Source organism: Microbacterium trichothecenolyticum (assembly GCF_041938625.1).
GTDB classification, from domain to species: domain Bacteria; phylum Actinomycetota; class Actinomycetes; order Actinomycetales; family Microbacteriaceae; genus Microbacterium; species Microbacterium trichothecenolyticum_D.
In genome coordinates this window covers 2574459-2592868 of the sequence record NZ_CP169427.1, presented here as the reverse complement: position 1 = coordinate 2592868, position 18410 = coordinate 2574459, and the positions used below count along the sequence as shown (strand labels likewise).

Sequence of the window (18410 nt, the reverse complement as noted above, 5' to 3'; positions counted from 1 at the left end):
TCGCCTCGCGCGGCACTCCGTGACAGGTGAGCGAAGGACGCCCTCGAGGTCCCAAGGGTCGGGGCGGTCAGCGGGAGGCGGCGATGCGGGTCGTGAGCTGATGCGCGTGCGCGAGCAGCGTGCGGCCGAGCTCAGGGAGGCGGTCGGGGCCGAAGCGGAACTCGACGCCGGTGAGGCTCAGCGCCCACTGCGGGTGACCCTCGCGGGTGAAGACGGCGGCCCCGATGCCGTACGAGCCCTCGACGATGAGGCCGGGGTTCACGGCGTAGCCGCGCTCCTGGGTGTCGCGCAGGCGCATGCGCAGCCGCTGCTCGCTGTGCGACGCGCCCCAGCGAGCCGAGAGCTCGGGATGGCGCTCGAAGTAGGCGTCCACATCGTGGGGCGGCAGGAACGACAGGATCGCGAGGCCTGCTGACGCGACGCCGAGAGGAAACCGCACGCCCTCCGAGAGCACGAACGAGCGGATCGGGAAGCTGCCCTCCTCGCGCAGCAGGCACACGGTCTCGTCGCCTCGGCGCACCGAGAGGAACGCGCTCTCTTCGGTGCGGACGGCCAGCGAGCGCACGATGTCGCGCGCGACGGCGGTGATGTCGTATCGGGATGCTGCGACCGTGCCCATCAGGAAGAGCTCGGGTCCTGGCATCCAACGCCCGGTGCGCTCGTCCTGATCGACGAGCCCCTCGTGGCGCAGGGCCGTGAGGAGACGGTGCGTCGTCGGGCGGGTGAGGTCGGCGCGGCGGGCGAGTTCGGCCACCGGCATGCCTCCGTCGCCCCCCGACGTCACCAGGCGCAGGAGCTGGGCCGCGCGCGCGATCGACTGGGCTCCGGGAACGCTGCGATGGGAGGGGCTGTCCACAATATGGACGCTACGACGCCGGGTGGCCACATGGCAAGCGGGAAGGTGGTGCGGCCGACCGCGGAGTCGCAGGATGGTCACCGAGCGACCGGATTGCAAAGGAGCAGAATGATCGACAAGACCTGGGGATCGGCGGCCGAGGCCGTCGCCGACATCCCCGACGGGGCGTCCCTCGCGGTGGGAGGGTTCGGGCTCTCCGGCAACCCCATCGCACTCATCGAGGCGCTGCTCGCGCAGGGCACGAGCGACCTCAGCATCGTCAGCAACAACTGCGGCGTCGACGACTGGGGACTCGGCATCCTGCTGAATGCGAAGCGCATCCGGAAGATGACCTCCTCCTACGTCGGCGAGAACAAGGAGTTCGAGCGGCAGTTCCTCTCCGGCGAGCTCGAGCTCGAACTGACGCCGCAGGGCACGCTCGCCGAGAAGCTCCGCGCAGGCGGCTCGGGCATCGCCGCGTTCTACACGCAGACCGGTGTGGGCACGCAGGTGGCCGAGGGCGGGCTGCCGCGCCGCTACGCCGCCGACGGCAGCATCGCGGTGGCGTCCCCCGTCAAGGACGTCCGCAGCTTCGACGTCTCGGGCAGTTCGCGCGACTACGTGCTGGAAGAGGCCATCGTCACCGACTTCGCCCTCGTCCACGCGCTCAAGGGCGACCGCCACGGCAACCTCGTCTTCAACAAGGCGGCGCGCAACTTCAACCCGCTCGCCGCGATGGCGGGCCGCGTCTGCATCGCCCAGGTCGAGGAGCTCGTGGAACCGGGCGAACTCGAGGCCGACAGCATCCACCTCCCCGGCATCTACGTGCACCGCATCGTGGAAGTCGGATCCGACATCGAGAAGCGCATCGAACGGCGCACGGTCTCGGTCGCACAGGCCGCCGCGCGCGAGATGCCGGAAGGAGCCTGACATGCCGCTCACCCGCAACGAGATGGCCGCCCGCGCGGCCGAGGAGCTCGCCGACGGCGCATACGTCAACCTGGGCATCGGCCTGCCGACCCTCGTGCCGAACTTCGTGCCCGACGGCGTCACCGTCGTGCTGCAGTCCGAGAACGGCATCCTCGGGGTCGGACCGTACCCGACCGAGGAGAACGTCGACCCGGATCTCATCAACGCCGGCAAGGAGACGGTGACCACGCTGCCGGGAGCGGCGTTCTTCGACTCGGCGACGAGCTTCGGGATGATCCGCGGCGGCAAGATCGACGCCGCGATCCTCGGGGCGATGCAGGTGTCGGCGGCCGGCGACCTCGCGAACTGGATGATCCCGGGGAAGATGGTCAAGGGCCCCGGCGGCGCGATGGACCTCGTTCACGGCGCCGCGAAGGTCATCGTCCTCATGGAGCACGTTGCCAAGGACGGCTCGGCGAAGATCGTGAACGAATGCTCGCTGCCCCTCACCGGACGCGGAGTCGTCGACCGCATCATCACGGACCTTGCGGTCATCGACGTGACCGAGACCGGACTCGTGCTGGTCGAGACGGCCCCCGGCGTCACCGTGGAAGAGGTCATCGCGGCCACCGAACCGGAGCTGACGGTCGCCGTCGGAGAGAGAATCGAAGCATGAACCACGACGACGTCGTCATCGTCGCCGCTGCGCGCACACCGCAGGGGCGACTGAAGGGCCAGCTGGCGCCGCTCACCGCGGTGCAGCTGGGCAGCGCCGCGATCAAGGGCGCGCTCGAGCAGGGCGGCATCCCCGCCGATGCGGTCGATGCGGTCCTCGTCGGCCAGGTGCTCGCAGCAGGGAGCGGCCAGAACCCCGCGCGTCAGGCGGCGGTGGGCGCCGGCATCGGGTGGGACGTCCACTCCGGGTCCGTGAACAAGGTGTGCCTCTCCGGGCTCACCGCCATCATCGACGGCGCGCGCATGCTCGCCGTGGGAGACGCCACCGTCGTCGTCGCCGCCGGCATGGAGTCGATGACCCGCGCCCCGCACCTGCTGATGGGCTCGCGAGACGGCTGGGCGTACGGCTCGATCGAGGTCCTTGATCACATGGCGTTCGACGGGCTGACCGACGCGTACGACCGCGAGAGCATGGGGGCGTCGACGGAGCGGCACAACGAACGCCTCGAGGTGACGCGAGCGGCGCAGGATGCTGTGGCAGCGAGGTCGCATCAGCGTGCGGCCGCCGCGCAGGCCGCGGGTGTCTTCGACGCGGAGATCGTGCCGGTCGAGATCCCGCAGCGCAAGGGCGACCCGGTCGTCGTCACGAAGGACGAGGGCGTCCGGCCCGAGACCACTGTCGAGACTCTCGCGGGTCTGCGTCCCGCCTTCGCATCGAGCGGGTCGATCACGGCGGGCAACTCGTCGCAGATCTCGGACGGCGCGTCGGCGGTCGTGCTGACCACGCGCTCGCACGCCGACGAGAACGGCTGGAACGTGCTCGCGGTCGTCGGCGCCTCGGGCCAGGTCGCCGGCCCCGACAATTCGCTGCACTCGCAGCCCGCGCGCGCGATCGAGAAGGCGCTCGCCAAGCAGGGGATCGCCGCGAGCGACCTCGACATCGTCGAGATCAACGAGGCGTTCGGAGCGGTCGTCGTTCGGTCGCAGGCCGAGCTCGGCCTCTCGGACGACGTGGTGAACCCGCACGGCGGCGGGATCGCGATCGGGCACCCGATCGGCGCATCCGGCAACCGTCTCGTCGTCCACGCGGTGCACGAACTCGTGCGCCGCGGTGGCGGCACGGCGGCGGTGGCGCTGTGCGGCGGCGGCGGTCAGGGCGACGCACTCATCCTCACGCGCTGATCCCTGAAGACGGAGGCACACGAAGCGCCACGAGCCCACTCGCGTCTCGTGGCGCTTCGGCGTTCGTCAGGAGTCGATGCGGCGCCTGAGGAGCTTCTTCTCACGGCCGTGGATGGGGGAGTCGTTCGCGATGAGCTCGCCGCGCGACGCGCGGCGGACGTCGACGATCGCGCCGATCGCGAGCGCCAAGGAGATGCCCCAGCTGAGCCATGCGAGTGCCATGCGCCACGTGAACGGCTCGTTCTCGCGGAGCCCCCTCAGCAGCGTCAGCCCGCCCGTGATCGCGGTGAGCAGGCCGGTGCCGAAGAGGTACTTGCGCATGGGGCCACGTTAGCGCGGCGCACACAGACGCCGCGCCCCTTGACATGGCGTCTTCCGGTGCGTCAAGGGGACTCGGCGGGATCGGCCGCGCTGTTAGCCTGAGCGTGCCGAGTCCACGAAACCGTCAGGAGACCGCGTGACAGAGCCCACCGCCCCCGCCGCCGAACTCGTCGTCGTCGCCAACCGCCTGCCCGTCGACCGGGTCGTCGACGCCGCGGACGGGTCTGAGTGGCGCCGTTCGCCCGGAGGGCTGGTGACGGCCCTCGAGCCGGTGATGCGACGCGCCGACGGCGCGTGGGTCGGCTGGCCCGGCCAGCCCGACATCGACGTCGAGCCCTTCGAGTTCGAGGGCACCCACCTCGTGCCCGTCGCGCTGAGCGCTGAAGAGGTCGAGCTCTACTACGAGGGCATGTCGAACGACACCTTCTGGCCGCTGTACCACGACGTCATCGCGGCGCCCAGATATCGCCGCGTGTGGTGGGACGCGTACGTGAAGGTCAACCGCCGCTTCGCCGAGGCGGCCGCCGGCGTTGCCGCACAGGGCGGCACGGTGTGGGTGCAGGACTATCAGCTGCAGCTCGTCCCCCAGATGCTGCGCGAGGCGCGACCCGACCTCACGATCGGGTACTTCCACCACATTCCCTTCCCGGCATACGGGCTCTATTCCCAGCTGCCCTGGCGTCGCCAGGTGCTCGAGGGACTTCTCGGCGCCGACGTCATCGGCTTCCAGCGGGTGGCCGATGCGGGGAACTTCGCCCGCGCCGTGCGCCGGCAGCTGCGCTACCAGACGAAGGCGAGTGGCATCACGGTCCCCGAGGCGGACGGCTCGACGCGCAACGCGCTCGCCAAGGCGTTCCCCATCTCGATCGACACCGGTTCGTACATCGAGCTCGCCGCCCGCCCCGACATCCAGGCGCGCGCGGCGGAGATCCGCGAGAGCTTGGGCAACCCGAAGAAGATCCTGCTGGGCGTCGACCGGCTCGATTACACGAAGGGCATCCGCCACCGCCTGAAGGCGTTCGGCGAGCTCCTCGAGGATGGGCGCATCGACGTCGAGGACGTCACCCTCGTGCAGGTCGCGAGTCCCAGTCGCGAACGCGTCGAGGCCTATATGCAGCTGCGCGACGAGATCGAGCTCACCGTCGGGCGCATCAACGGCGACCACGACACGATGGGGCACACCGCGATCCGCTACCTCCACCAGGCGTATCCGCGCGACGAGATGGTCGCGCTGTTCCGCGCCGCCGACGTCATGCTCGTCACCGCCCTCCGCGACGGCATGAACCTCGTGGCGAAAGAGTACGTGGCGACGCGCACCGACAACCGCGGCGTCCTGGTCCTGAGCGAGTTCGCCGGCGCCGCCGACGAGCTCCCGAGCGCGATCCGCATCAACCCTCACGACATCCACGGGATGAAGGAGGCCATCATGCGCGCGATCGAGATGCCGCCCGCCGAGCAGGGCCGCCGCATGCGCGCGCTGCGCAAGAAGGTCGTCGAGAACGACGTCGCCAGCTGGTCGCGGTCGTTCCTCGAGGCCCTCGAGGCCGCCCGTGAAGCCAAGCGCGCGAAGAAGACAGGCGCATGACGGCCGCGGCCGACGCGATCGCCCGGCTCGCAGCATCCGATCGTCTTCTCGTCGCCCTCGATTTCGACGGCACGCTGTCGCCCCTCGAGGACGAGCCGATGGACGCACGGATGCTGCCCGCCGCCCGCGACGCGGTGGACGCGCTGGTCGCGACGCCTGACACGATCGTCGCGTTCGTGTCAGGGCGCAGCCTGGTCGACCTGCGTGTCATCGCCGAGCACGACGACTCGTCGAGAGAGCTGCTCGCAGGATCGCACGGCGCGGAGTTCTGGATCCCCGGCGAGGGCATCGCGAGCCACGGCGAGGACGAGGCCGACATCGCGCTGCGCGACGCGCTGCGAGGTCACGCGGAGGATGCGACCGCGCACCTCGACGGCGTCTGGATCGAGCCCAAGACCTTCGGATTCGGCGTTCACACGCGACGGGCGACCGCGGCGGCCGCGGCGGAGGCGAACCGCCTCGTCGACGAGATCGTCGCCGCGGAGGCGCCGCACTGGCGTCGGCGCACCGGCCACAACATCGTCGAGTTCGCGTTCCGGCACGAGGGCAAGGACTCCGCGATCGCCGAGCTGCGTGAGCGCGTCGGAGCATCGGCCGTGCTGTTCGCCGGCGACGACGTCACCGACGAGGACGCCCTGGCGAGCCTCGGCGAGGAGGATCTCGGCGTGCGCGTGGGGGAGGGGCAGACGTCCGCCACCGTGCGTGTCGCCGACATCGCGGCTCTCGCGGCGCTGCTGCAGCAGCTCGCCGAGACGCGTTCGCGGAGCCGCGCGTAGGTTCGAGGGGCCGCCGCCGTCACTCGGGGCGAGCGAGTCGCCGTGCGGGAATACACTGAACCAATGGCCCAGCCCGATTCGCTCGCTGACAACTCCATCGACATCAAGCCCCGCAGTCGCGTCGTCACCGACGGCATCGAAGCCACGACGTCCCGCGGCATGCTCCGTGCCGTCGGCATGGGCGACGCGGACTGGGACAAGCCGCAGATCGGCATCGCGTCGAGCTGGAACGAGATCACCCCCTGCAACCTGAGCCTCGACCGGCTCGCGCAGGGCGCCAAGGAGGGCGTGCACGCCGGCGGCGGCTACCCGCTGCAGTTCGGCACCATCTCCGTCTCGGACGGCATCTCCATGGGCCACGAGGGCATGCACTTCTCGCTGGTCTCGCGCGAGGTCATCGCCGACTCGGTGGAGACCGTCATCATGGCGGAGCGCCTGGACGGCTCGGTGCTCCTCGCCGGCTGTGACAAGTCGATCCCGGGCATGCTCATGGCCTCGGCCCGCCTCGACCTGTCGAGCGTCTTCCTCTACGCCGGCTCGATCGCGCCCGGGTGGGTCAAGCTCTCGGACGGCACCGAGAAGGACGTAACCATCATCGACTCGTTCGAGGCCGTGGGCGCGTGCCTCGCGGGCAAGATGAGCGAGGCCGACCTCAAGCGCATCGAGTGCGCGATCGCCCCGGGCGAGGGCGCGTGCGGCGGCATGTACACCGCCAACACCATGGCGTCCGTGGCCGAGGCGCTGGGGCTCAGCCTGCCGGGCTCGGCGGCGCCGCCCTCGGCTGACCGCCGCCGCGACTACTTCGCGCACCGCTCGGGCGAGGCGGTCGTCAACCTGCTGCGTCAGGGCATCACGACGCGCGACATCCTCACCAAGGAGGCGTTCGAGAACGCGATCGCCCTCGCGATGGCGCTCGGCGGCTCGACCAATGTGGTGCTGCACCTTCTCGCGATCGCCCGCGAGGCCGACGTCGACCTGAGCCTGCACGACTTCAACCGCATCGGCGACAAGGTGCCGCACGTGGCCGACATGAAGCCGTTCGGCAAGTACGTCATGAACGACGTCGATCGCCACGGCGGCATCCCGGTGATCATGAAGGCGATGCTCGACGAGGGACTCCTGCACGGCGACGCCCTCACCGTCACCGGCAAGACGCTCGCCGAGAACCTCGCCGATCTGAACCCCGACCCCGTGGACGGCACGGTCATCCACTCCTTCGACGACCCGATCCACGCCAAGGGCGGCATCACGATCCTGCACGGCTCGATCGCGCCCGAGGGTGCGGTCGTCAAGTCGGCCGGGTTCGACGCCGACGTCTTCGAAGGCCCTGCCCGCGTGTTCGAGCGTGAGCGCGCCGCGATGGACGCACTCGAGGCCGGCGAGATCGCCGCGGGCGACGTCGTCGTCATCAGGTACGAGGGCCCCAAGGGCGGACCGGGCATGCGCGAGATGCTCGCCATCACCGCCGCCATCAAGGGCGCTGGGCTCGGAAAAGATGTACTACTCTTGACGGACGGCAGATTCTCAGGCGGCACAACCGGCCTGTGCATCGGCCACATAGCACCCGAAGCGGTGGACGCAGGTCCCATCGCCTTCGTGCGCGATGGTGATCTGATACGGGTCGATATCGCGGCTCGCACTCTCGACCTACTCGTCGACGAGGCTGAGCTTGACTCCCGCCGGTCTGGCTGGGAGCCGCTTCCCCCGCGCTATACCCGTGGCGTCCTTGCCAAGTACTCCCGACTCGTGCGCTCCGCTGCGGAGGGCGCGACCACCGGTTGAGCCTGGCTTCCGACATCCCCTCCGACCCACTTCAGAGGAAGACACCCATGTCAGCCGACACCGCCGCGGCCGTTCCCCGGCCGCCAGCCCGCACCGCCTCGACGCCCGTGCTCACGGGCGCGGAAGCGGTCGTCCGTTCGCTCGACCTGCTCGGGGTGACCGACGTCTTCGGTCTTCCCGGCGGGGCGATCATGCCCGTCTACGACCCGCTCATGGACGACGAGTCCGTCCGCCACATCCTCGTCCGCCACGAGCAGGGCGCCGGCCACGCCGCCGAGGGCTACGCGGCGGCATCCGGTCGCGTCGGCGTCGCACTCGCGACGTCGGGACCCGGCGCCACGAACCTCGTCACGGCGATCGCCGACGCGTACATGGACTCCGTGCCGATCGTGTGCATCACCGGCCAGGTCTTCTCCACCCTCATGGGGACCGACGCGTTCCAGGAGGCCGACATCGTGGGCATCACGATGCCGATCACCAAGCACTCGTTCCTGGTGAAGCGCGCGGAGGACATTCCCGGCGCGATCGCCGCTGCGTTCGAGATCGCGTCGACCGGTCGCCCCGGCCCCGTCCTTGTCGACATCACCAAGGATGCGCAGCAGGCCGAGGTGCCCTTCGTGTGGCCGCCGAGCATCGACCTTCCGGGCTACCGGCCGGTGACCAAGGCGCACGGCAAGCAGATCCAGGCCGCGGCGCAGCTCATCGCCGACGCCAAGAAGCCCGTGCTCTACGTCGGCGGCGGTGTGGTGCGCGCCCGCGCCTCGGAGGAGCTCCGCTCGCTCGCCGAGACCACCGGCGCTCCGCTGGTGACCACCCTCATGGCGCGCGGGGCGTTCCCCGACTCGCACCCGCAGCACCTGGGCATGCCGGGCATGCACGGCACGGTGCCGGCGGTGCTTGCGCTGCAGGAAGCCGACCTCATCGTCGCCCTCGGCGCGCGCTTCGACGATCGCGTGACCGGCAAGGCCGCGCTGTTCGCGCCGAACGCGAAGGTCGTGCACGTCGACATCGACCCCGCGGAGATCTCGAAGATCCGCACCGCGGACGTGCCGATCGTGGGCGACCTCAAGGACGTGCTGGTCGACCTCGACGTCGCGTTCCGCGCGGTCAGCGGCGGCACCGCGCCCGACATCACCGAGTGGTGGTCGTTCCTCGACGGTCTGCGCGACGAGTTCCCCCTGGGCTACACGCAGCCCACTGACGGGCTCATGGCGCCGCAGTACGTGATCCAGCGCATCGGCGAGCTCACCGGCCCCGAGGGCGTCTACGCCGCGGGCGTCGGCCAGCACCAGATGTGGGCGGCGCAGTTCATCAAGTACGAGCGCCCGAACGCCTGGCTCAACTCCGGCGGTGCGGGCACGATGGGCTACTCGGTCCCCGCGGCGATGGGCGCCAAGGTCGCCGAGCCCGACCGCGTCGTGTGGGCGATCGATGGCGACGGCTGCTTCCAGATGACCAATCAGGAGCTCGCGACCTGCGCGATCAACAACATCCCGATCAAGGTCGCGATCATCAACAACTCCTCGCTGGGCATGGTGCGCCAGTGGCAGACGCTGTTCTACGACGGCCGCCACTCGCACACCGACCTCAACACCGGCCACGGCACGGTGCGCATCCCCGACTTCGTGAAGCTGGCGGAGGCTTACGGCTGCCTCGCGATCCGCGTCGAGAAGGAAGAGGACGTGGATGCTGCGATCCAGACGGCGCTCGAGACGAACGACCGTCCCGTGGTCATCGACTTCGTGGTGAGCGCAGACGCGATGGTGTGGCCGATGGTGCCGCAGGGCGTGAGCAACAGCTTCGTCCAGTACGCGCGGGACCACTCGCCCGCTTTCGACGAGCAGGAGGACTGAGACATGACGAGTCACGTGCTGAGCCTCCTCGTGGAGGACAAGCCCGGTCTGCTGACGCGCGTCGCGGGACTGTTCGCCCGGCGCGGCTTCAACATCGAGTCGCTCGCGGTGGGCGTCACCGAGGTGCCCGGCCTCTCGCGCATCACGGTCGTCGTGGACGTCGACGAGCTGCCCCTCGAGCAGGTCACCAAGCAGCTCAACAAGCTCATCAACGTCATCAAGATCGTCGAGCTCGACCCCGCGGCATCCGTCCAGCGCGAGCACATGCTCGTGAAGGTACGCGCCGACAATCAGACCCGTTCGAACGTGCTCGAGGTCGTGAACCTGTTCCGCGGCCAGATCGTCGACTACGCGCCGGACGCGCTCGTGGTCGAGGTCACCGGCGACAAGGGCAAGGTCGACGCGTTCCTGCGCGCGCTCGAGCCCTTCGGCATCAAGGAGCTGGCGCAGTCGGGCCTCGTGGCCATCGGCCGCGGCGGCAAGAGCATCACCGAGCGCGTGCTGCGCGGCTGAGTCCCCAGCATCCACTACTTCCAGAACCGATCAATCAAGGAGAAACACGAAGATGGCTGAGATCTTCTACGACGCCGATGCCGATCTGAGCATCATCCAGGGCAAGAAGGTGGCGATCGTGGGCTACGGCTCGCAGGGTCACGCGCACGCCCAGAACCTTCGCGACTCGGGTGTCGAGGTCGTCATCGCGCTCAAGGACGGCTCGAAGTCGATCGAGAAGGCGCAGGACGAGGGCTTCGAGGTCAAGTCCGTCGCCGACGCGGCCGAGTGGGCGGACGTCATCATGATCCTCGCGCCGGACCAGCACCAGCGCGGGATCTACAACGACAGCATCAAGGACAAGCTGACCCCCGGCAAGACGCTCGCGTTCGCGCACGGCTTCAACATCCGCTTCGGCTACATCGACGCGCCCGAGGGCGTCGACGTCATCCTCGTGGCGCCGAAGGCCCCGGGCCACACGGTGCGTCGCGAGTACGTCGCGGGCCGCGGCATCCCCGACATCATCGCCGTCGAGCGTGACGCGACGGGCAACGCCTGGGCGACCGCCCTGTCGTACGCGAAGGCGATCGGCGGCACGCGCGCCGGCGTCATCAAGACGACCTTCACCGAGGAGACCGAGACCGACCTCTTCGGCGAGCAGGCCGTCCTCTGCGGTGGCGTGTCGCAGCTCGTCCAGTACGGCTTCGAGACCCTGACCGAAGCGGGCTACCAGCCGCAGATCGCCTACTTCGAGGTGCTGCACGAGCTGAAGCTCATCGTCGACCTCATGTGGGAGGGCGGCATCGCCAAGCAGCGCTGGTCGGTCTCCGACACGGCCGAGTACGGCGACTACGTCTCTGGCCCGCGCGTCATCGACCCGCACGTCAAGGAGAACATGCAGGCCGTGCTCGCCGACATCCAGTCGGGCGCGTTCGCCAAGCGCTTCATCGACGATCAGGACAACGGCGCCGTCGAGTTCCTCGCGCTCCGCGAGAAGGCCGCCGCCCACCCGATCGAGTCGGTCGGCAAGGACCTGCGCTCGCTCTTCGCGTGGAAGCAGCAGGACGCGGACTACGTCGAGGGAAGCGCCGCGCGCTGATCCTCGTTTCACCCGAAGGCCCGGTTCCCGCTCGCGGGGCCGGGCCTTCGGCGTTGCGGGGCACCGAAGGCGTTGACGCGGGGAGACATCGGATGTCTGTGTCAGGATAGGAGCCACACACAGACGGAAGGCGAGTGGGGCGAGGATGCGACAGCAGTGGTTCGACGAGGCGCGGTTCGGGATGTTCGTGCACTTCGGCCTGTACAGCGGTGCGGCACGGCACGAGTGGGTGCAGAACTACGAGTTCCTGACCGACGACGACTACCGGCAGTACTTCGAGAACTTCGACCCCGATCTGTTCGACGCACGCGCTCTGGCGCGCCGCGCGAAGGAGACCGGCATGGGCTACGTCGTCCTCACGACGAAGCACCACGACGGCTTCGCCCTCTGGGACACCGCGGTGAGCGACTTCAACGCGGTCGCGGCGTGCGGACGGGACCTCGTGCGGGAGTACGTCGATGCGCTCCGTGCCGAGGGACTGCGGGTCGGCCTCTACCACTCGCTGATCGACTGGCATCACCCCGATTTCACGGTGGACGGGAACCACCCGCGCCGCGCCGACGAGGATGTCACGGCGCTCAACGAGGGCCGCGAGATGGCGCGCTACCGCGAGTTCCTGCACGCCCAGGTGCGCGAGCTGCTGACCGGCTACGGGCAGATCGACTACCTGTTCTTCGACTTCACCTACCCCGAGGCGACGGGCGGGCTCGCCGGAAAGGGCCCGGAGGACTGGGACGCTGAGAGGCTTCTGGCGATGTGCCGCGAGCTGCAGCCCGAGATGCTCGTCAACGACCGGCTGGGCATCCCCGGCGACTTCGTCACCCCTGAGCAGTACCAGCCGACATCGCCGCTGATGCTCGATGGCGAGCCGCAGGTGTGGGAGGCCTGCCAGACGATGAACGGCTCGTGGGGCTACCACCGCGACAACACCGAGCAGAAGCCCGCGTCCCTTCTCGTGCAGATGCTCGCGGACTCGGTGTCGATGGACGGCAACATGCTGCTCAACATCGGCCCTGACGGGCGCGGCGCGATCGCGCCTCGGGATGAGCGCATTCTGGCGGAGATCGGCGAGTGGATGCGGCTGCACCGCGGTGCGATCGTCGGCGCGGGCCATGCGGGCTTCGCGCCACCTCGTGAGGGCGTCTACACACGCCGGGGGCGCAAGCTCTATCTGCACCTGCTGTCGTGGCCGCTCGGCTTCGTGCACCTGCCCGGGCTCGCCGGCAAGGTGACCTACGCGCGGCTGCTCGACGACGGCTCGTGGCTGCGCACGACGGCCGCCGATCCGACGCAGAAGGCGGTCAACATGACGCCGGCGGGGGAGGCGGAGGGGACGCTCACGGTGCACCTCCCGGTGCGGCGCCCCGACGTGCTCGTCCCCGTCGTCGAGCTGACGCTCGCCGCCGACTGAGGTGGCTCAGGCGGTGGGCAGCTCGAGGTTGTCGAGTGCCCACCGCGCGGCGCCGTGCAGGATGGCGTCGGCGCCCGTCTGCGCCGCCTCGATGCGCAGCTGCTGGGTCGCCAGCGGGTGGCATGCCTCGTAGACGCGGCTGCGGACTGCCGCGATGAACGGCTCCGACGCGCTCATGCTGCCGGTCAGGAACACCGCGTGGGGATTGAAGAAGTTCACCACGCCTGAGAGCGCCTGACCGAGGTGGGTGCCTGCGGTGCGGACGATGGTGGTCGCCTCCGGCTCGGCGTCGCGCGCGAGGGCCAGGACGTCCGCAGTGGTCTCGACATCCGTCCGTCCGCGCGCCCGCATCTGCCGCACGAGACTCGCGCCGCTGGCCACCGTCTCGAGGCAGCCGGTATTGCCGCAGGAGCACGGGATGTCGCCGCTGCCGTCGATACGGGTGTGCGTGATGTCGCCTGCCGCGCCGGTGGCGCCGCGGTGGATGTGGCCGTCGACGATGATGCCGCTGCCGATGGCTGTGCCGGCCTTGACGGTGATGCTGTGACCGTTCGCGCCGAACTGCGCGCGGTGCTCGCCGAGAGCGGCGAGGTTCGCGTCGTTGTCGACGGCGACGGGGACGCCGTAGCGCCCCCGCACGTACTCCGCGACGCGGAAGCCGGGCCAGCCCGGCATGCGCGACGGCTGCGTGACGGTGCCCCGGTCGATGTCGACGGGACCGGGGAGGCTGATGCCCATGGCGTGGATCGCGGTGTCTCGTGCGAGCTCATCGAAGACATCGCACACCGCGTCGAGCGTCGTCTCGGGCCCGTCGGCGAGCACGACCGGGATGGATCGCGTCTCGCGCAGCTCGCCGCTGAGCGAGTGCGCGCCGACGCGGGCGTGGCCGCCGCCGAGGTCGACCGTCAGCACGATGCCCGAGCCCTCGTCGATGCCGAGCAGCCGGGGGCGCCGGCCGCCGCGCGAGGTGCCGTCGCCGCGCTCGGTCACGAGCCCGGCGTCGATCAGCGTCTGCACCCTGAGGCTGACGGTCGACGGCGCGAGGCCGAGCGCTGCCGCGAGCTCGCTGCGTGAGCTCGCCCGACCACGCGCGATCAGATCGATGATCCGCCGGGACAGGTCCTCGTCGGCGGAAGAGCGGTCGGTGTCGGGGGTCATGGTCCCTTTCGCGGGTGATTGCCGGGTCGTGTTTCCGAGTCGTGACGAAGTATCACACGCCGATAAACATCCGATGTTCGAGTTGCGTCACCGATCGAAACCTGAGAAGGTGACTTGCGACACAAGAGTACAAGGTTGCTTCGAGAATCGAAATAACCTGAACTGAACTGGCTGCCATAGGAGGCATTCGATGAAGAAGTTGCGCGTCGGCGCGGTGGCCGCGGCCACCGGCGTAGCGGTGGTCCTGACGGGATGTGCGAGCGGTTCCGGTGGCGAGAGCTCCACCGATGGCAAGCCCACGATCGTCGTCGACATGTGGGCGGGCAGTGAGGACGACACCACGGCGCTGGAGAAGCAGGTCGCGATCGCACAAGAGGAGAACCCCGATGTGACGATCAAGCTGCAGACCGCGCCGTGGAACGACTTCTTCACGAAGCTCACCACCAACATGGCCAGCGGCAACATGGCGTGCGTCACGGGCATGAGCGGCGCGCAGCTCGGCGGGTTCACCGACGGATTCCGCGAGCTGACGGCGGACGACCTCGAGACGGCGGGTCTCGACTTCGCCGACTTCAACCCGGGCGCCGAGGGCATCCTGAGCTTCGAGGGCGGCCTGTACGGCGTTCCCTTCGACGTCGCGACGATGCTCGTCTACTACAACCAGGACATGCTGACGGCGTCCGGCGCGCCCACGCCCGAGATCGGCTGGACCTTCGACGACTTCGAGGACATCGCCACGGCGGCGACCGCCGACGGAAAGTACGGCTTCGGCATGGGCATGGGCGGCTACCAGTGGATGTCGATGCCCATCGCGCTGTCGGGCAAGCAGCCGGCGTCCGAGGACGGCACGCTCCACATCGACGATCCCGACTTCGTCGAGGCGGCCTCGTGGTACTCGGGTCTCGTCACCGATCTCGGCGTCGCGTCGCCGGTCGCGTCGGCTTCGGACACGGGCTGGGGCGAGAACCAGTACACCGGCGGCAACGCCGCCATGGCGGTCGACGGCACGTGGAACGCCGTGAGCTACCTCAACAACGAGTCCGGCTTCGCCGCCGGCATGGCGCCGCTCCCGGCGGGAGACCACGGCAACTCCGGACCGATCCTCGGGTCGGGCTACGGCATCTCGAAGACCTGCGACAACCCCGAGGCGGCGCTCAAGGTCATGGGGTCGCTGCTCGGCAAGGACGCGCAGGACTACATCGCTTCGTCGGGCCGCTCGTACCCGGCGCGCACCGCGTCGCAGCCGCTGTACTTCGACTCGATCGACGAGGAGTACCGCGAGCAGGTCCAGACGGTCTTCGAGTCCGCGTTCGCCACCACTGTGCCCCTGTACATGACGAAGAACTGGGAGAAGCTCGACAGCTACATCCAGCCGAACCTCGTCAGCGTCTACAACGGCCAGATGGAGATGTCGGACCTGCTGGAGAGCGCACAGGCGCAGTTCGGCAACTGACCCGGGTTCGATGTCGAACCCTCGCACGTGAGCAAGAGAGCAGAGCAATGACGACCACGACGACGATACGTCGCGGGTCGCTCGCCAGGGCCGAGGCCCGCCAGGCGCTGGGCTTCGCAAGCCCGGCCCTGGTGGGGCTCGCCCTGTTCACGATCGTGCCCGTCGGGCTCTCGATCGTGATGAGCGTCTACGACTGGCCGACGTTCGGCGACCGCACCTTCAACGGGGTCGAGAACTACGCCAAGCTGTTCACCAGCAGCCCGGACTTCTGGCCGGCGCTGCGCAACTCCGCGGTGTACACGCTGCTGTACGTGCCGCTCAGCATCGCCCTCTCGCTCGCGCTCGCGATCGGGCTCGGGCCGCGCATCCGCGGCCGGGGGGCCCTCCGCGTGCTCTTCTTCATCCCGGTCGTCGTGCCCATGGTGGCCAACGTCCTGGTATGGAAGATGATGCTCCAGCCGCAGGGCCTGTTCAACGGACTGGCGCAGAGCTGGTTCGGGATCACCCTGCCGAACTTCCTCGCCGATCCCTCGTGGGCGATGGTCATGGTGGTCGCCATGAGCGTGTGGCAGGGGCTCGGCTACAACATGCTGATCTTCTCGGCGGCGCTCGAGCAGCTTCCCGAGAGCGTGCTCGAGGCGGCCAGCATCGACGGCGCCCGGGGCTTCCGCCTCATCTGGAGTGTCATGATCCCGATGATCTCGCCCTCGATCTTCTTCGCGACGATCATGACGATGATCACCGCGCTGCAGGTCTTCGCGCAGCCTCAGCTGCTCACCGGCGGCGGTCCCGGCAACGCGACGAAGCCGCTCGTCATGTTCATCTGGGAGCAGGGCTTCACGTTCGGCGACCTGGGGCTCGCGGCGGCCGCGGCGTGGATCCTGTTCGCGATCATCATCGTCATCACCGGCATGCAGTTCGCCGCGCAGCGGAAGTGGGTGCACTATGAGCACTGACACCGAGACCGAGACCGACAAGGAAGCGTCGGCCATCGAACAGACGCTGCTGATGACCTCGGAGGACGAGTTCGTCGAGGAGCCGCCCGCGCGCCGCCGCACGGCGGCACGCACGCCCGGCGAGCGCATCCGGCTGGTGCTCGCGCACCTCTGCGTCTACCTCGCGGCGCTCATCTTCGTCGCACCGCTCGTCTACGCCTTCTTCTCGGCGCTCAAGCCCAATGAAGAGATGTTCTCGATGCCGCCGACGCTCGTCGGCTCGCAGATCAAGTGGAGCAACTTCGCCGAGGTCTTCGCCTACGGGCCGTTCCTCACCTACATCGGCAACTCGCTGTTCGTCGCGGTGGCCGGCACACTTGTGGTGCTCATCGTCTCGACGACGGCGGGCTACGCGTTCGGCCGCCTGCGCTGGAAGGGCCGTGACGCGGTGTTCGTGCTGTTCCTGGCCACCCTGATGGTGCCGGCCGAGGTGCTCGTCATCCCGATGTTCCAGGTCATGCAGTGGTTCGGGTGGGTCAACACCTACCAGGCGCTCATCTTCCCGTTCGCCTTCACCGCGTTCGGCACGTTCCTCATGCGCCAGTTCTTCCGCGGTATCCCGTTCGAACTCGAGGAGGCGGGGCGCGTCGACGGCTCCGGTCCCGTGCGCACGTTCCTGCAGATCATCCTCCCGTTGTCGAAGTCGGCGGTGGCGGTGCTGGCGGTGTTCACGTTCCTCTCGTTCTGGAACAGCTACCTCTGGCCGCTCATCGTGACCGTCGACTACGCGACGCTGGGCACGCTTCCCGTGGGTCTCGCGAGCTTCTCGGGCCTGACCGGCACGCGCTGGGACCTGCAGATGGCGGCGGCGATCATCTCGATGATCCCCACCACGATCCTCGTGATCGTGCTGCAGAAGCACCTCGTGAAGGGCATCGCGATGGCCGGGCTGGGCGGCCGATGAGCGGGTGCGCACAGGCCCTCGCCGTCGTCGCCGGCATCGACATCGGGGGCACCAAGACCGCCGGCGCGCTCGTCGCCGCGGACGGCACGGTGCTGGCGCGGGCGACGTGCGACACCCCGGCTCGCACCGGCGGCGCCGCCATGGCCGAGACCGCGGCGCTCCTCGTCGAGGAGCTCGCCGACACGGCGGGCGTGCGTCCCGACGCGGTCGGGGTCGGCGCCGCCGGGGTCGTCGATCCGCGCAGCGGCGCGATCCGGGCGGCGTCGGACATGTTCGTCGACTGGGCCGGCTTTCCGCTCGGCGAGCGGCTCGGCGAGCGTCTCGCCATCGAGGTGCGCGTCGAGAACGACGTCAACGCGTTCCTCCTCGGCGAGGCCGCCTGGGGCTCGGGGCGCGGGAGCGACGTGCTGGGCGTGATGCTCGGGACCGGCGTCGGGGGTGCTCTCGTGCTCGACGGCAGCCTCCGCCACGGTCCGCACGGAGCGGCCGGCGAGATCGGTCACACCCCGGGGTACAGCGAGCTGGTCTGCACGTGCGGCCGCACCGGACACCTCGAGACCCTGGCGTCGGGCACCTCGATCGCCCGGCGCTATGCCGCCGCGACCCGCGGCGACGTCGCATCGGCGCGTGTCGTCGCCGACCGGGCGCGCGCCGGCGACGACGTCGCCAAGGCCGTGTTCCGCGACGCCGGACGCGCGGTCGCCCTCGCGTGCATCTCCGCCGCGACCCTCGTCGACGTGCCGCTCGCAGTGGTCGGCGGCGGGGTCGCCTCCGCGTGGGATCTCCTCGCGCCGGCGGTCGACGCCACCCTCCTCACGGATCCACCCGTGTCGGGTGCTCCGTTGCGCATCGTTCCCGGGACGCTCCGCGGTGACGCGGTGGTGCTGGGCGCTGCGGCGCTGGTCGCAGCATCCGATCGTTCCTTCCCCTCCCCGCAGTTCTCAGAAGGTGAGCTCCTCCGTGACGTCGCGTCCTGACCA

General features: G+C 69.4%; 16 protein-coding genes and 1 pseudogene. 14 read left to right on the top strand and 3 right to left on the bottom strand.

Going from position 1 to position 18410, the window contains the following annotated elements:
* Positions 1 to 67: 67 nt before the first annotated feature.
* On the bottom strand, positions 68 to 856 hold the full coding sequence (locus ACEYYH_RS12085; RefSeq protein WP_374974639.1) for an IclR family transcriptional regulator: 789 nt from the start codon (positions 854 to 856) through the stop codon (positions 68 to 70).
* A gap of 108 nt (positions 857 to 964) precedes the next feature.
* On the opposite strand from ACEYYH_RS12085, the gene ACEYYH_RS12080 reads away from it, so the two are divergent.
* The 3 genes from ACEYYH_RS12080 to ACEYYH_RS12070 are packed head-to-tail and all read left to right on the top strand — an operon-like array spanning position 965 to position 3601.
* A complete protein-coding gene (locus ACEYYH_RS12080) occupies positions 965 to 1765 on the top strand; it encodes a CoA transferase subunit A (RefSeq protein WP_374974638.1) in 801 nt (266 codons plus the stop codon).
* A 1-nt stretch (position 1766) separates the two neighbouring features.
* Positions 1767 to 2420, top strand: a complete 654-nt coding sequence (locus tag ACEYYH_RS12075; RefSeq protein ID WP_374974637.1) for a CoA transferase subunit B — start codon at positions 1767 to 1769, stop codon at positions 2418 to 2420.
* Complete coding sequence (locus tag ACEYYH_RS12070; protein ID WP_374974636.1) at positions 2417 to 3601, top strand: acetyl-CoA C-acetyltransferase; 1185 nt, start codon at positions 2417 to 2419, stop codon at positions 3599 to 3601. Before ACEYYH_RS12075 ends, ACEYYH_RS12070 begins: the two co-directional genes overlap by 4 nt.
* Before the next feature lie 66 nt (positions 3602 to 3667).
* Here the strand turns inward: ACEYYH_RS12070 and ACEYYH_RS12065 are convergent, their stop codons facing one another.
* The gene (locus ACEYYH_RS12065; protein WP_374974635.1) at positions 3668 to 3922 is read right to left on the bottom strand and encodes a hypothetical protein; all 255 of its coding nucleotides are present in this window, start codon (positions 3920 to 3922) and stop codon (positions 3668 to 3670) included.
* Between the two features lie 136 nt (positions 3923 to 4058).
* On the opposite strand from ACEYYH_RS12065, the gene ACEYYH_RS12060 reads away from it, so the two are divergent.
* The 7 genes and pseudogenes from ACEYYH_RS12060 (at position 4059) to ACEYYH_RS12030 (ending at position 12920) form a co-directional block, all read left to right on the top strand.
* Positions 4059 to 5507 carry a trehalose-6-phosphate synthase gene (locus ACEYYH_RS12060; RefSeq protein WP_374974634.1) on the top strand — a complete coding sequence of 483 codons (1449 nt, stop codon included), beginning with the start codon at positions 4059 to 4061 and terminating at the stop codon, positions 5505 to 5507.
* Positions 5504 to 6283 (top strand): trehalose-phosphatase, encoded by a 780-nt coding sequence (otsB, locus tag ACEYYH_RS12055; protein ID WP_374974633.1) that lies wholly within the window; start codon positions 5504 to 5506, stop codon positions 6281 to 6283. Before ACEYYH_RS12060 ends, otsB begins: the two co-directional genes overlap by 4 nt.
* Before the next feature lie 63 nt (positions 6284 to 6346).
* Positions 6347 to 8065 carry a dihydroxy-acid dehydratase gene (gene ilvD / locus ACEYYH_RS12050; RefSeq protein WP_374974632.1) on the top strand — a complete coding sequence of 573 codons (1719 nt, stop codon included), beginning with the start codon at positions 6347 to 6349 and terminating at the stop codon, positions 8063 to 8065.
* A gap of 47 nt (positions 8066 to 8112) precedes the next feature.
* Positions 8113 to 9918 (top strand): acetolactate synthase large subunit, encoded by a 1806-nt coding sequence (locus ACEYYH_RS12045; protein ID WP_374974631.1) that lies wholly within the window; start codon positions 8113 to 8115, stop codon positions 9916 to 9918.
* Between the two features lie 3 nt (positions 9919 to 9921).
* Positions 9922 to 10431 carry an acetolactate synthase small subunit gene (gene ilvN / locus ACEYYH_RS12040; RefSeq protein ID WP_045297961.1) on the top strand — a complete coding sequence of 170 codons (510 nt, stop codon included), beginning with the start codon at positions 9922 to 9924 and terminating at the stop codon, positions 10429 to 10431.
* Between the two features lie 40 nt (positions 10432 to 10471).
* Positions 10472 to 11509 (top strand): annotated as a pseudogene (ilvC, locus tag ACEYYH_RS12035) (ketol-acid reductoisomerase); the annotation flags it as partial.
* 145 nt (positions 11510 to 11654) lie between these two features.
* Positions 11655 to 12920, top strand: coding sequence for an alpha-L-fucosidase (locus tag ACEYYH_RS12030; protein ID WP_374974630.1), 1266 nt, complete (start codon positions 11655 to 11657; stop codon positions 12918 to 12920).
* A 6-nt stretch (positions 12921 to 12926) separates the two neighbouring features.
* Here ACEYYH_RS12030 and ACEYYH_RS12025 read toward each other — a convergent pair whose 3' ends face one another.
* Positions 12927 to 14078, bottom strand: a complete 1152-nt coding sequence (locus ACEYYH_RS12025) for an ROK family protein (protein ID WP_374974629.1) — start codon at positions 14076 to 14078, stop codon at positions 12927 to 12929.
* A gap of 190 nt (positions 14079 to 14268) precedes the next feature.
* Here ACEYYH_RS12025 and ACEYYH_RS12020 point away from each other — a divergent pair, with 190 nt between their 5' ends.
* Genes ACEYYH_RS12020 through ACEYYH_RS12005 form a run of 4 tightly spaced genes read left to right on the top strand, consistent with a single transcriptional unit; the run spans position 14269 to position 18407 of the window.
* Positions 14269 to 15531 carry an ABC transporter substrate-binding protein gene (locus ACEYYH_RS12020; RefSeq protein WP_374974628.1) on the top strand — a complete coding sequence of 421 codons (1263 nt, stop codon included), beginning with the start codon at positions 14269 to 14271 and terminating at the stop codon, positions 15529 to 15531.
* Between the two features lie 47 nt (positions 15532 to 15578).
* Positions 15579 to 16487, top strand: a complete 909-nt coding sequence (locus ACEYYH_RS12015; RefSeq protein ID WP_374974627.1) for a carbohydrate ABC transporter permease — start codon at positions 15579 to 15581, stop codon at positions 16485 to 16487.
* Complete coding sequence (locus ACEYYH_RS12010) at positions 16477 to 17430, top strand: carbohydrate ABC transporter permease (RefSeq protein ID WP_374974626.1); 954 nt, start codon at positions 16477 to 16479, stop codon at positions 17428 to 17430. Before ACEYYH_RS12015 ends, ACEYYH_RS12010 begins: the two co-directional genes overlap by 11 nt.
* Positions 17427 to 18407, top strand: coding sequence for an ROK family protein (locus ACEYYH_RS12005; protein WP_374974625.1), 981 nt, complete (start codon positions 17427 to 17429; stop codon positions 18405 to 18407). Before ACEYYH_RS12010 ends, ACEYYH_RS12005 begins: the two co-directional genes overlap by 4 nt.
* The last annotated feature ends 3 nt before the right edge of the window (positions 18408 to 18410 follow it).

Coding starts and splice junctions, on each gene's coding strand:
- ACEYYH_RS12045 (WP_374974631.1), top strand. CDS start 8,113: ATGTCAGCCGACACCGCCGCGGCCGTTCCCCGGCCGCCAGCCCGCACC.
- ACEYYH_RS12065 (WP_374974635.1), bottom strand. CDS start 3,922: ATGCGCAAGTACCTCTTCGGCACCGGCCTGCTCACCGCGATCACGGGC.
- ilvN (WP_045297961.1), top strand. CDS start 9,922: ATGACGAGTCACGTGCTGAGCCTCCTCGTGGAGGACAAGCCCGGTCTG.
- ACEYYH_RS12030 (WP_374974630.1), top strand. CDS start 11,655: ATGCGACAGCAGTGGTTCGACGAGGCGCGGTTCGGGATGTTCGTGCAC.
- ACEYYH_RS12010 (WP_374974626.1), top strand. CDS start 16,477: ATGAGCACTGACACCGAGACCGAGACCGACAAGGAAGCGTCGGCCATC.
- ACEYYH_RS12020 (WP_374974628.1), top strand. CDS start 14,269: ATGAAGAAGTTGCGCGTCGGCGCGGTGGCCGCGGCCACCGGCGTAGCG.
- ACEYYH_RS12015 (WP_374974627.1), top strand. CDS start 15,579: ATGACGACCACGACGACGATACGTCGCGGGTCGCTCGCCAGGGCCGAG.
- ACEYYH_RS12005 (WP_374974625.1), top strand. CDS start 17,427: ATGAGCGGGTGCGCACAGGCCCTCGCCGTCGTCGCCGGCATCGACATC.
- ACEYYH_RS12080 (WP_374974638.1), top strand. CDS start 965: ATGATCGACAAGACCTGGGGATCGGCGGCCGAGGCCGTCGCCGACATC.
- ACEYYH_RS12070 (WP_374974636.1), top strand. CDS start 2,417: ATGAACCACGACGACGTCGTCATCGTCGCCGCTGCGCGCACACCGCAG.
- ACEYYH_RS12075 (WP_374974637.1), top strand. CDS start 1,767: ATGCCGCTCACCCGCAACGAGATGGCCGCCCGCGCGGCCGAGGAGCTC.
- ACEYYH_RS12025 (WP_374974629.1), bottom strand. CDS start 14,078: ATGACCCCCGACACCGACCGCTCTTCCGCCGACGAGGACCTGTCCCGG.
- ilvD (WP_374974632.1), top strand. CDS start 6,347: ATGGCCCAGCCCGATTCGCTCGCTGACAACTCCATCGACATCAAGCCC.
- otsB (WP_374974633.1), top strand. CDS start 5,504: ATGACGGCCGCGGCCGACGCGATCGCCCGGCTCGCAGCATCCGATCGT.